The sequence below is a fragment of the Niallia sp. RD1 genome (assembly GCF_024219955.1).
Lineage (GTDB): Bacteria > Bacillota > Bacilli > Bacillales > Cytobacillaceae > Niallia > Niallia alba.
In genome coordinates this window covers 284,192-297,013 of record NZ_CP100420.1, presented here as the reverse complement: position 1 = coordinate 297,013, position 12,822 = coordinate 284,192, and the positions used below count along the sequence as shown (strand labels likewise).

Annotated in this window: 10 protein-coding genes; all 10 read left to right on the top strand. The window is 35.8% G+C overall.

Annotated features, from left to right (window positions below; translation table 11 throughout):
- The first annotated feature begins 1 nt into the window (after position 1).
- The 10 genes from uvrB to hisG all read left to right on the top strand — a co-directional run bounded on the left by uvrB (position 2) and on the right by hisG (position 12,814).
- A complete protein-coding gene (gene uvrB / locus NKG37_RS01550) occupies positions 2 to 1,981 on the top strand; it encodes an excinuclease ABC subunit UvrB (protein ID WP_224427756.1) in 1,980 nt (659 codons plus the stop codon).
- Positions 1,982 to 1,989: 8 nt separating this feature from the next.
- Positions 1,990 to 4,866, top strand: coding sequence for an excinuclease ABC subunit UvrA (gene uvrA, locus NKG37_RS01545; protein ID WP_212117437.1), 2,877 nt, complete (start codon positions 1,990 to 1,992; stop codon positions 4,864 to 4,866).
- A 512-nt stretch (positions 4,867 to 5,378) separates the two neighbouring features.
- Entirely contained in the window at positions 5,379 to 6,503 is a 1,125-nt protein-coding gene (locus NKG37_RS01540; protein ID WP_254415685.1) for a DUF4097 family beta strand repeat-containing protein, read from the top strand.
- 117 nt (positions 6,504 to 6,620) lie between these two features.
- Entirely contained in the window at positions 6,621 to 6,974 is a 354-nt protein-coding gene (locus tag NKG37_RS01535; RefSeq protein ID WP_169189078.1) for a phage holin family protein, read from the top strand.
- Between the two features lie 339 nt (positions 6,975 to 7,313).
- On the top strand, positions 7,314 to 8,243 hold the full coding sequence (gene hprK / locus NKG37_RS01530; protein ID WP_254415684.1) for an HPr(Ser) kinase/phosphatase: 930 nt from the start codon (positions 7,314 to 7,316) through the stop codon (positions 8,241 to 8,243).
- Positions 8,244 to 8,334: 91 nt separating this feature from the next.
- Positions 8,335 to 9,147, top strand: a complete 813-nt coding sequence (gene lgt / locus NKG37_RS01525) for a prolipoprotein diacylglyceryl transferase (protein ID WP_101729279.1) — start codon at positions 8,335 to 8,337, stop codon at positions 9,145 to 9,147.
- Between the two features lie 20 nt (positions 9,148 to 9,167).
- The gene (gene ppaX, locus NKG37_RS01520; protein WP_226752517.1) at positions 9,168 to 9,821 is read left to right on the top strand and encodes a pyrophosphatase PpaX; all 654 of its coding nucleotides are present in this window, start codon (positions 9,168 to 9,170) and stop codon (positions 9,819 to 9,821) included.
- Positions 9,818 to 10,351, top strand: a complete 534-nt coding sequence (locus NKG37_RS01515; protein WP_254415683.1) for an acyltransferase — start codon at positions 9,818 to 9,820, stop codon at positions 10,349 to 10,351. Before ppaX ends, NKG37_RS01515 begins: the two co-directional genes overlap by 4 nt.
- Before the next feature lie 637 nt (positions 10,352 to 10,988).
- Complete coding sequence (locus NKG37_RS01510; RefSeq protein ID WP_224427761.1) at positions 10,989 to 12,173, top strand: ATP phosphoribosyltransferase regulatory subunit; 1,185 nt, start codon at positions 10,989 to 10,991, stop codon at positions 12,171 to 12,173.
- Positions 12,170 to 12,814, top strand: coding sequence for an ATP phosphoribosyltransferase (gene hisG / locus NKG37_RS01505; protein ID WP_101729275.1), 645 nt, complete (start codon positions 12,170 to 12,172; stop codon positions 12,812 to 12,814). Before NKG37_RS01510 ends, hisG begins: the two co-directional genes overlap by 4 nt.
- The last annotated feature ends 8 nt before the right edge of the window (positions 12,815 to 12,822 follow it).

Below are 12,822 nucleotides of genomic sequence, written 5' to 3'. Positions count from 1 at the left end.
AGTGAGTCATGATTTTGAGTTAGTTTCAAAGTATACTCCTCAAGGTGATCAGCCAGGAGCGATAGAAAAACTAGTATCAGGTATTCGAGCAGGTGACAAAATTCAGACGTTGCTAGGGGCAACTGGTACTGGTAAAACCTTTACAGTAAGCAATGTGATTAAAGAAGTAAAAAAGCCAACGTTAATCATTGCTCACAATAAAACATTAGCTGGTCAATTATATAGTGAGTTTAAGGAATTTTTTCCTAATAATGCAGTAGAGTATTTTGTTAGCTACTATGATTATTACCAACCAGAAGCATATGTCCCACAAACAGATACATTTATCGAAAAGGACGCAAGCATCAATGATGAAATCGATAAACTTCGTCATTCAGCAACATCCTCTTTATTTGAAAGAGATGACGTCATCATTATTGCCAGCGTTTCTTGTATTTATGGATTAGGTTCTCCAGAAGAGTATCGAGAAATGGTTGTATCGTTAAGATCGGGGATGGAATTAGAAAGAAATCAATTGCTGCGTAAATTAGTTGATATCCAATATGATCGAAATGATATTGATTTTAAACGGGGAACATTTCGTGTTCGCGGGGATGTAGTGGAAATTTTCCCGGCATCTCGTGACGAACATTGTATCAGAGTAGAGTTTTTTGGAGATGAAATTGACCGGATTCGCGAAGTAGATGCATTAACAGGAGAGATATTAGGGGAACGAAACCATATTGCTATTTTTCCTGCTTCTCACTTCGTAACAAGAGAAGAAAAAATGAAAATAGCGATTGAGAACATTGAAAAGGAATTAGAGGAACAATTAGAAAAATTAAGAGCAGATAATAAATTAATAGAAGCTCAACGGCTAGAACAACGCTCACGTTATGATTTAGAAATGATGAGAGAGATGGGATTCTGTTCTGGAATAGAAAACTATTCAAGACATTTAACATTAAGACCTCCTGGATCTACTCCTTATACTTTGTTGGATTATTTTCCAAAAGACTTTCTTCTTGTTATCGACGAATCTCATGTTACATTACCGCAGATTAGAGGAATGTATAATGGTGACCAAGCACGGAAAAATGTGTTGGTAGATCATGGTTTTCGCTTACCATCAGCCCTTGATAACCGTCCGTTGACCTTTGGAGAATTCGAGAAGCATATTAATCAAATGATTTGTGTATCTGCAACACCTGGCCCATATGAAATTGAGCATACTCCAGTTATGATTGAACAAATAATTCGTCCGACTGGATTACTTGATCCGACGATTGACGTTCGGCCGATTGAAGGACAAATTGATGATCTAATTGCTGAGATTCATGAAAGAATTAAACGAAATGAACGGGTATTGGTAACAACACTTACGAAAAAAATGTCAGAGGACTTAACTGATTATCTGAAAGATATAGGAATTAAAGTACAGTATTTGCATTCCGAAGTAAAAACGTTAGAACGGATTGAAATTATTCGGGAATTACGTCTTGGAAAATATGATGTACTAGTAGGAATTAACTTATTAAGGGAAGGACTGGACATTCCAGAGGTATCATTAGTCACAATTTTAGATGCTGATAAAGAAGGTTTCCTTCGTTCGGAGAGATCGTTAATTCAAACAATCGGGCGAGCAGCAAGAAATGCTAATGGTCATGTCGTCATGTATGCAGATAAGATGACTCATTCCATGGAAGTTGCCATAAGTGAAACGAAAAGACGTAGAGAAATTCAAGAGAAATATAATGAAGAACATGGAATAATTCCGCAAACGATTCAAAAAGGCATTAGAGATTCAATCCGTGCAACACAGGCAGCAGAAGAGCCAGAAGAATATGCGGCATCTACTAAACTTGATAAATTGACGAAAAAAGAAAAAGAGGCAATGATCGCACAAATGGAGTCAGAAATGAAAGAAGCAGCCAAAGCTTTGAATTTCGAAAGAGCAGCAGAGCTTCGCGATCTATTGCTTGAATTAAAGGCTGAGGGGTGAGAGAAGCAATGGCAAAAGATAAACTTATTGTAAAAGGTGCAAGAGCAAACAATTTAAAAAATATTGATATAACTATCCCAAGAGATCAATTAGTAGTCATAACCGGTTTATCTGGTTCTGGGAAATCTTCCCTCGCTTTTGATACCATATATGCGGAAGGACAACGAAGATATGTAGAATCTTTATCTGCTTATGCTCGTCAGTTTTTAGGGCAAATGGATAAGCCAGATGTTGATTCGATTGAAGGATTATCACCGGCTATTTCCATTGATCAGAAAACAACAAGTCGAAATCCACGTTCTACTGTTGGGACAGTAACGGAAATTTATGATTACTTAAGGTTATTATACGCAAGGGTTGGGAGACCAACTTGCCCAGAGCATGGAATTGAAATTTCCTCACAGACAATTGAGCAGATGGTTGACCGAATCCTAGAATATCCTGAAAGAACGAGACTTCAAGTTTTAGCACCTGTAGTATCAGGGCGCAAAGGGACTCATGGGAAAGTGCTTGAAGATGTGAAAAAGCAAGGATATGTTCGATTACGTATTGATGGAGAAATGCATGAAATTGGCGATGATATTTCTTTAGAGAAAAACAAGAAACATAATATTGAAGTAGTTATTGATCGTCTAGTTGTAAAAGAGGGAATTACAGCTCGTTTAGCAGATTCATTAGAATCAGCATTACAATTCGGAAATGGCAAAGTTATTATTGACGTTATTGGACAGGAGGAATTATTATTTAGCGAGCATCATGCTTGTCCAATTTGCGGTTTCTCGATTGGCGAATTAGAACCTAGACTTTTTTCCTTTAATAGCCCATTTGGAGCGTGTCCAGATTGTGATGGACTTGGAAATAAATTAGTTGTTGATGTGGACTTGATTATTCCTGATTGGAATTTAACTTTAAAAGAAAATGCAATAGCTCCATGGGAATCCATTAGTTCTCAATACTATCCACAGCTTCTTGAAAGTATATGTAATCATTATGGTATTGACATGAATATACCAGTTAAGGATATTCCTAAAAACCTAATGGACAAAATTCTTTATGGATCTGGAAAAGAATATATTCATTTCCGTTACGAAAATGATTTTGGTCAAGTGAGAGAAAATGATATTCAATTTGAGGGCGTTATTCGAAATGTCGAAAGAAGATACAAGGAGACAAGTTCTGACTATATTCGAGAACAAATGCAAAAATATATGGCAGAACAGCCTTGTCGTACATGTAAAGGATATCGTTTAAAAAAAGAAGCCTTAGCTGTATTAATTAATGGACAGCATATTGGGAAAATTACGGAAAAATCAGTTGTGGAATGCTATCAATTTATGGAGCAGGTTGATCTAACAGACAAGGAAAAACAAATTGCTAATTTGATTCTTAGAGAAATAAAAGAGCGAGTTGGATTTTTAATAAATGTTGGGCTGGATTACCTAACATTAAGTAGAGCTGCAGGTACCTTATCCGGTGGTGAAGCACAGAGGATTCGTTTGGCGACACAAATTGGCTCAAGACTCACTGGTGTGCTCTATATTCTAGATGAGCCTTCCATCGGTCTTCATCAAAGAGATAATGATAAATTAATTGATACATTAAGACAAATGCGCGACATAGGAAATACATTGATTGTTGTAGAGCATGATGAAGATACGATGATGGCTGCAGACTACTTAATTGATGTAGGACCTGGTGCTGGTGTCCATGGAGGAGAAATTATTTCAGTCGGAACTCCTGAGGAAGTAATGAATGATTCAGAATCGATAACAGGTCAATATTTATCAGGGAAAAAGTTCATTCCACTTCCGTTAGAAAGAAAGAAAAGTGATGGCAGATTTATTGAAATCACTGGTGCAAAAGAAAATAATTTAAAAAATGTAAGTGTAAAAATCCCACTAGGAATGTTTGTTTCTGTTACAGGTGTTTCTGGTTCAGGGAAAAGTACATTGATTAATGAAATTCTCCATAAAAGCTTAGCCCAAAAGCTTAATCGTGCAAAAGCGAAGCCGGGTGCGCATAAAGAAATTAAGGGGATCGAACAATTGGAAAAAGTCATTGATATTGATCAGTCACCAATTGGACGAACTCCAAGGTCGAATCCTGCCACTTATACTGGAGTGTTTGATGATATTAGAGATGTTTTTGCAACAACTAATGAAGCAAAAGTACGAGGGTATAAAAAAGGTCGTTTTAGTTTTAATGTCAAAGGCGGAAGATGTGAAGCTTGCCGTGGTGATGGAATTATAAAAATTGAAATGCATTTCCTACCAGATGTTTATGTTCCGTGTGAAGTCTGTCATGGAAAGCGATATAATCGCGAAACATTAGAAGTGAAGTATAAAGGAAAAAATATTTCTGACGTATTGGAAATGACAGTGGAAGATGGTGTAGCTTTCTTTGAAAACATACCGAAGATTCATCGTAAACTCCAAACAATTGTAGATGTTGGTTTAGGATATATTAAGCTAGGACAGCCAGCCACTACTTTATCAGGTGGAGAAGCTCAAAGGGTAAAATTAGCTTCAGAATTACATCGACGTTCTACTGGTAAATCTTTTTACATTCTTGATGAGCCGACTACGGGCTTGCATGTTGATGATATTTCAAGATTGCTGACTGTCCTGCAACGATTGGTAGAGAATGGCGATACCGTCCTCGTCATTGAGCATAATCTGGATGTTATAAAGACAACAGATTATATTATCGATTTAGGACCAGAAGGTGGCGATAAAGGTGGTACAATCTTAGGATCCGGAACACCTGAAGACATTGCCAATTTAGAAGGCTCCTATACTGGTAAGTATTTAAAGCCAATTTTAGAAAGAGATCGGCAAAGAATGAAAAAAAGTATCGAAGAAGCAGAGAAGATTGCTACAACTTAATATTGAATAAAGAGATGGGGAGAGCAGATGAGTCGACTTATTAAAGTTGCTCACCTACCAGAGGGCCTCGTCTCTTTTTCATTTCTTATAGAGAAATTCTTCTGAAATAGAAAATAACTACATAAAATAAAAAGGATTCTTAGCAAAGAATATATTCGAAATGAAACTTTTAGAAGGGATGATTCGTATAAAAATACAGAAGCCGATAATATGAAGGTTACTGAATGTTTGAGGCAATTTGTATTAATAGTAAATGCAGCCAATAAATATCATTAAAAGTAGTTGTTTTCAAAAAAATGTTGCTTTTCATTCTTTGTTCTAAATCGGGAGTGAAATGGAGCGATTAAGTTTTTGCGTTTAGCTGTTTTCTAAAAGGTTGTTGTTTTTTTCAATAGAAGAAAATAATCTTATTTTTGATTACATTCATTTTATAATGTGCAGTTTCGTATCTTATCTAATTTAGGTGGAGGTTTTAAAGGAATAAAATCGTTCATTTTTGAGGAGGATTTAAAGTGGCAGATGAGAAAAAGCGAATTTTAGAACTAGTGGAAAGTGGCAAATTGACCGTAGATGAAGCATTAAAGCTAATGGAAAAGGTTGATGAAGTAAATGAGAAGAAGTCACTCAATGAAGACGAAAAGAAAATATTAGAAGATTTTCAAGAAGAAACAAAGTTTCATGAAAAGAAGAAAGAAACAAATTCAAATTATGGATTTAATTTTCAATCTGCGAAAGATAAGCTCTTTGACTTTGTTGATACAACGATAAAAAAGGTGAAGGAAGTAGACCTAGATTTAAACTTTGGTCATTTTGAAGAAGTTTCTCATATTTTTCAATACAATAATATCACACCAAAAAAGTTAGATATTGATATTCCAAATGGAGAAGTGGAGCTTATTCCATGGGATCAAGAAGAAGTTAGTATTGAATGTAAAGCAAAGGTATATCGCGTAAATTCGTTAGAAGAAGCAAAAAATGTGTTTTTAAAGGAAGTAGATGTAATTGTAGATGATGAGAAATTACTAGTAAAAACGAATCATAAATGGATGAAGGTAAAAACGCAAGTTTATATCCCACAAACTTCGTATGAATCAGCCATCGTTCGTTTATTTAATGGACCCATTACTACATTTGATGTTAAAGCGGAAAAATTGTATGCTAAAACGGCTAATGGTAAAATAACGTTACAGGCTGGTGAAAATAAAAAAGTAGAAGCGGATGCGGCAAACGGCAGTATTAAAGTCGAAAAAGGCAATATAGAAAAACTTGACGCTGAAACGATAAATGGATCGATTACAGTTGAAGGTTATTTTAATAAAGTCGATTTACAATCCTTTAACGGCAGTATTTTATGCACAAACCATTCGGAAACATGTGAAGTGTTTGAACTTCAAGGAACAACAGGTAGTATCGAGGTAAGCTTACCAGAAACATTAGCGGTTAGTGGAGAGTTAAAAACGAATTTCGGTGGATTTAATGTAGAGTTAGAGGGGATACAAATAGTAGAAGAGAAAAATGAAGTTCTTCAAAAGACGTTACAATTTAAATCGATACAATCAAGTGAGCATCATACAAAAATTGATGCTAATACAAAAACAGGATCGATTAAAGTGAAGAAGATTGAAAAAAATAATTAATTATAATAGAGGAAACCGATAAGGAAAATAATGTCGGGATGGAAAGACTGTTCGTTTAGATTGTTTTCCCCTATAACCTGTATCGGTTTCTACTATGCTTAATGAGGAGTAATTGGAATGAGATGGATAGTAGGAATACTAATTAATGCTATTTTCTTTGTAGCATTGGCTGGTTTATTTCAGGATCAATTTTATTTATCAGGGATTGGGGCTGCGATTGGAGCAAGCGTTATTTTATCCTTGTTAAATATTATTGTTAAACCAATATTAATTTTATTGACATTACCTGTAACAATTCTTTCGCTAGGACTATTTTTATTTGTCATCAATGCTATTACATTGTCATTAACAGACAGATTGATGGGAGACAGTCTTGAAATTTCAAGTTTTGGTATGTGCTTGCTTTTTAGCATTTTACTTTCACTTTGCAATATAATTGTTCAAAATACAGTCCTTCGAGAAAAAGGGTAAGAGGCTGCCAGATATAGAAGTGGAAACTATTCCATTGCTTTATCTGGCAGTTTTTTTGTCTTTTTATCCTACTGTTAACGGATAGTAAGCTGCGGAAAATCGAAGAAGATATCCGTTAAGTACAACTAATCATTAGGAGGGGATGAGGAAAAAAACTATTGATGAAAGTTTTCTTTATTTTAGAATACCTTTTCCTAATAATTTGACTGAATTCTAGCATATATTTATCTTTTAATGCTAAAATAAGGTGAATATGGAATTATAAATAATGACTAAAATTAAACAGTTTTTTTCTGTTTATAAAAACTTAACAGCAAGGACCTTTAAAGGAGGAGCTTCATGGCGGCAAAAGTACTAATAAAAGATGTGATTGAAGAGTTTGATTTAGAAATTGTAAGTGGAGAAGAAGGTATTAATCGACCAATTACAGTTAGTGATATATCAAGACCAGGTTTAGAAATGGCTGGTTATTTTAACTATTATCCTGCAGAGCGTGTTCAGCTGTTAGGTAAGACTGAACTTTCCTTTGCAGAACGATTAAGTGAGGAAGAAAGAGCAAACCGCTTAACGAAATTATGTAGTGATACTACTCCAGTAATCATTATTACGCGAAATATGGAAGTACCACCGCAATTAATCGAAGCATCAGAGGAATTAGCAGTACCAGTATTACGTTCTAAGCATAAAACATCGCTTTTTTCCAGTCGACTTACTAATTTCTTGGAAAGAAAACTAGCGCCTACTACGGCTGTTCATGGTGTTCTTGTTGATATTTATGGTGTGGGCGTGTTAATCACTGGTAAAAGTGGTGTAGGTAAAAGTGAAACAGCTCTTGAACTTGTTAAACGTGGACACCGATTAGTGGCTGATGATTGTGTGGAAATAAGACAAGAAGATGAAAACTTAATTGTCGGAAGTTCCCCAGAACTAATTGAACATTTATTGGAAATTCGTGGTTTAGGGATTATTAATGTAATGACTTTATTTGGAGCAGGGGCTGTGCGAACGCACAAAAAGATTTCATTAGTTATGTCGCTAGAACTATGGGAACAGAACAAGCAATATGACCGTTTAGGCTTAGATGAAGAAAAAATGAAAATAATTGATACAGAAGTAACGAAGCTTACAATTCCAGTTCGCCCAGGACGAAACTTAGCGGTCATTATTGAAGTAGCGGCAATGAATTTCCGTTTAAAACGCATGGGCGTGAATGCAGCAGAACAATTCACAAATAAACTAAATAATGTTATATCGGACGAAAGAAAGTAAATAGATGGTAGAAAAAGGGAACTAAAAGGCGAGATAAAAGCAAAATATTTATTATGCCTTTAAACATTCCTTGGGAATAGGAGGAAATCAGATGGAAGATATACGACCAATTGATCCAGTTGCATTTTCATTAGGACCAATCGATGTCCGCTGGTATGGACTTATAATCGGTTCAGGATTGATTCTTGCGCTTATTATTGCAATGCGCGAAGGGAATAGGAGAGGACTTGGAAAGGATGACTTTCCCGATTTAATGCTATGGGCTATTCCAATCTCGATAATATGTGCAAGAATTTATTATGTCATTTTTGAGTGGAGCTATTATAAAGACCACCTAGGAGATATCCCGAAAATTTGGAATGGTGGTATTGCCATTCATGGGGCTTTAATCGGAGCTGTCGTTACTACTTATATTTTTACAAAGAAAAAGGGCATATCTTTCTGGAAAATGGCAGATATAGCAGCACCAAGTATTATTCTTGGACAAGCAATTGGCCGCTGGGGAAACTTTATGAACCAAGAGGCCCATGGCGGGGAAGTAACACGTTCGTTTTTAGAAGGATTGCATTTACCAACTTTTATCATTGATCAAATGTATATTAACGGAACATACTATCATCCTACTTTTTTATATGAATCAATATGGAATATTGTTGGATTCGTGATTTTACTAGCTTTACGAAAAGTAAATTTACGCAGAGGAGAAATATTCTTATCCTATGTTATTTGGTATTCGATTGGAAGATTCTTTATAGAAGGAATGAGAACAGACAGTCTAATGATTGGTGAATTACGAATGGCTCAATTAATTTCCTTAGCTTTAATTGTTCTTTCTGCTGTCACAATTGCTTATCGAAGAAAAGCAGGATTGGCACATGAACGTTATTTAGATACAAATGGTTAATAATAGAAAGGATGTTTCGGTTGACTGGAAAGATTAATGCAGCATTATTTGATTTAGATGGGACGCTAATTAATACAAATGAATTAATTATTTCCTCTTACTTACATACATTAAATCATTATTACCCAGGAAAATATGAGCGAAAAGATGTCATTCCTTTCATGGGACCGCCATTATTAGAAACATTTGAATCGATTGATAAATGGAGAGCGCCAGAAATGATGACGATGTATCGTAGTTATAATATTGAAAATCATGATAAAATTGTCACCATTTTTGATGGTGTATATGATGCAATCAAAGAACTGAAGCAAAGAGGCTTTAAGCTAGCGATTGTTTCAACGAAATTATCAGATGTAGTAGAAATGGGTCTTAAATTAACAAAATTAGATGAGTTTTTTGACGTAGTGGTTGCTTTGGATCATGTAACAAAGGCAAAGCCAGATCCAGAGCCAGTCCTTCTTGCACTTGAAAAATTAAAGGCATCCCCGTCAGAAGCGATTATGGTCGGAGATAATAAACATGATATATTGTCAGGAAAAAATGCGGGTACTTTAACAGCAGGTGTAGCTTGGACACTAAAGGGGAAGGAATTCTTACAGGAATACAACCCTGATTATATTTTTGAGAATATGAAAGATATCCTTTCTATTCCTGAAGTCCAATCATCATGAGAAAGACGACAAGATATCCGGTAAGTGGACCAAACTCGCTGTGGCATGTTTATAAAACGGTCCCTTTTTTAAAAGTAATCAAAAATTTTATCGTTATCCAGACAGCAAGATATATGCCTTTTTTAAAAGCGAAGAACTGGATGTACCGCAAGCTTTTGAAAATGAAGGTAGGAGACCAAACTTCTTTTGCTTTAATGGTAATGCTAGATATTATGTTTCCTGAAAAAATCAGGGTAGGCAAGAATAGTGTCATAGGGTACAATACAACCATTCTTGCTCATGAATATTTAATAAAGGAATACAGGCTAGGTGAGATTGAAATTGGCGATGAAGTAATGATCGGTGCCAATTCAACGATTCTTCCTGGTGTGAAAATCGGTGACCGTGCGATTGTCTCTGCAGGTACACTAGTACATAAAGATGTTCCCGCTGGATATTTTGTTGGCGGAAATCCGATGCAAGTCATTTATACTGCAGAACAAATGGAAGAGCGCAGAAAAAGCGAGCCTTCCTATGTAATGGATGAATAAATAAAGTAAACCTATCTTCCGTTATTCCAAGATTTATTATCTTTGAGTAACGAATAGATAGGTCTTTTTAAAAATTTCAGAATTAATAAAAAATATGATAAGCAATTACTTTATCTCACTCATAAAGACTATCTCAAGCTGCGGAAAATCGAAGAAGCTAGGTGGGGAATAAACTGTCCGTAAAGGTTCGATAAGTGCAACTAACCATCAGTGGTGTTGAGGAAAAAACTCAACTGATGGAAGTTTACTTTATATAGTTGGGGTTTTATTAATTAGGCTGTTTTCTAGAGGATTATTATTTTTTCAATAGGAAAAATGAATTAGTAGGAAAAATGGAGCAACCGGAATACACGTAGGCTCCTGTGGGATTAGCGAGACAGTCTGAGACCCCGGAGGCGAAGCTGAGGAGACTTAGCGCGAGCCCCACAGAAAGCGAAGGGTATTCCGGCTGCAGGTAATCACAACAAACTTTACGAAAACAGTCATTAATTAAAATAATAATTTTTAGAAAGATCCAATAAATGAAACTTTTCTCTTGACCTATGATAAGGCGAAGAGTACACTAAAAACAACTCTTTAATTTGGTAGTATATTAGCGAACTAAAGCATTCTGAATTTTAAAACACGAGGTGTAATGATGAGTAGCTTATTTATGTTTGAAAAGCCATTAGGCATGAGAGATACATTACCAGCGATTTACGAAAGAAAATATAAAGTAAAACAAAAGATAGATGTAGAAATAAAAAAATGGGGCTATCAATTTATTGAAACTCCGACATTGGAATACTATGAAACAGTTGGGACAGCGTCTGCTATTTTAGATCAGCAGCTTTTTAAATTACTGGATCAACAAGGACATACACTTGTACTTCGCCCAGATATGACAGCCCCGATAGCGAGAGTAGCGGCATCTAAGCTTTTATCAGAAGAATTGCCATTGCGCCTTGCTTATAATGCGTCTGTTTTTCGCGCGCAGCAACGAGAAGGAGGGAGACCAGCTGAATTTGAGCAAATAGGCGTTGAGTATATTGGCGATAAAACAATTAGTGCAGATGGAGAAGGGATTTCTTTGCTTATTTCCTCTCTCCAACAAGCTGAAGTAGACAATTATCAAGTATCAGTTGGACATATAGGGTTCGTCCAGGCGTTTTTTCAACAAATCCTTGGAACGAAAGAAAGAGCAGATAGTTTAACGAAATATTTATATGAGAAAAACTATGTCGGATATCGCCAGCATGTCGAGCAGCTTGCTTTATCAAGCATTGATAAACAGCGACTAAATGATTTCTTAAAGCTTAGGGGAAGTGAAGAAGTTATAAGTCTTGCTTATCAATTAATAGAAGGAAATCAGGGGGCAAAAGCAATTGATGACTTAAAGCAGCTTTGGGAAATTCTTGTTGATTATGAAGTAGCAGATAGAGTGACATTTGATTTATCCCTTGTTAGTCATATGAGTTACTATACTGGTATTGTCTATGAAGTTTATGCAGAAGGGGTAGGTTTTCCGATTGGGAGCGGCGGACGCTATGATTTACTATTAGAGAAATTCGGGAAAAGAACTGGAGCTACTGGGTTTGCTATTCGGGTTGATCGATTATTAGAGGCACTTGGGAATGGGAAAAAACTAGCAACTGCTCAATGCATATTATTCAGTAATGAGCGTAGAAAAGAAGCGTTCCAATTAGCGCAAGAAAAAAGGCAAGCTGGAATCCATGTCATTACGCAAGATATTAATGGAGTTAAAGATGTGGATGCTTGTACGAAGCAATACAGTGAAATCATCCTATTGGTCGGGAAAAAAGGAGTGGAGGTTGTCAAATGAATGAGATGTTAACTATCGCCATGCCGAAAGGAAGAATATTCGAAGAGGCAGCTGACTTATTAAGAGATGCAGGCTTTCGTTTACCAGCAGAATTTGATGACTCCCGTAAATTAATTATTGATGTCGAAGAAGAAAACTTCCGCTTTATCTTGGCCAAACCAATGGATGTTCCAACATATGTGGAGCACGGGGTTGCAGACTTAGGAATCGCTGGGAAAGATGTTATGTTAGAAGAAGAAAGAGATGTATATGAATTATTAGATTTACATATTAGTGCATGTTATTTAGCAGTAGCAGGTCTTCCTCATACAGAGCTGAATGAAATTGCGCCAAGAATTGCAACGAAATATCCAAATGTTGCAGCAGCTTATTTTCGTGAACAAGGATCTCAAGTAGAAATCATAAAACTTAATGGTTCAATCGAGCTTGCGCCAATCATTGGCTTAACAGATAGAATCGTAGATATAGTTTCGACGGGAAAAACCCTTGTAGAAAATGGTCTTGTTGAGTACGAAAGAATAGTAGATATCACCTCGAGATTAATTGTAAATCCGGCAAGCTATCGATTAAAGGATAAACGAATTAGTGAATTGGTAGAAAGAGTTCAGCAAGTAGTAAAGGCGAATTTAACAGTGAAATAACTAGAAAG

Excerpts from the sequence above, each read along its gene's own strand:
- uvrA (WP_212117437.1), top strand. The coding sequence starts at position 1,990 with ATGGCAAAAGATAAACTTATTGTAAAAGGTGCAAGAGCAAACAATTTA.
- NKG37_RS01535 (WP_169189078.1), top strand. The coding sequence starts at position 6,621 with ATGAGATGGATAGTAGGAATACTAATTAATGCTATTTTCTTTGTAGCA.
- hprK (WP_254415684.1), top strand. The coding sequence starts at position 7,314 with ATGGCGGCAAAAGTACTAATAAAAGATGTGATTGAAGAGTTTGATTTA.
- lgt (WP_101729279.1), top strand. The coding sequence starts at position 8,335 with ATGGAAGATATACGACCAATTGATCCAGTTGCATTTTCATTAGGACCA.
- NKG37_RS01515 (WP_254415683.1), top strand. The coding sequence starts at position 9,818 with ATGAGAAAGACGACAAGATATCCGGTAAGTGGACCAAACTCGCTGTGG.
- NKG37_RS01510 (WP_224427761.1), top strand. The coding sequence starts at position 10,989 with ATGAGTAGCTTATTTATGTTTGAAAAGCCATTAGGCATGAGAGATACA.
- hisG (WP_101729275.1), top strand. The coding sequence starts at position 12,170 with ATGAATGAGATGTTAACTATCGCCATGCCGAAAGGAAGAATATTCGAA.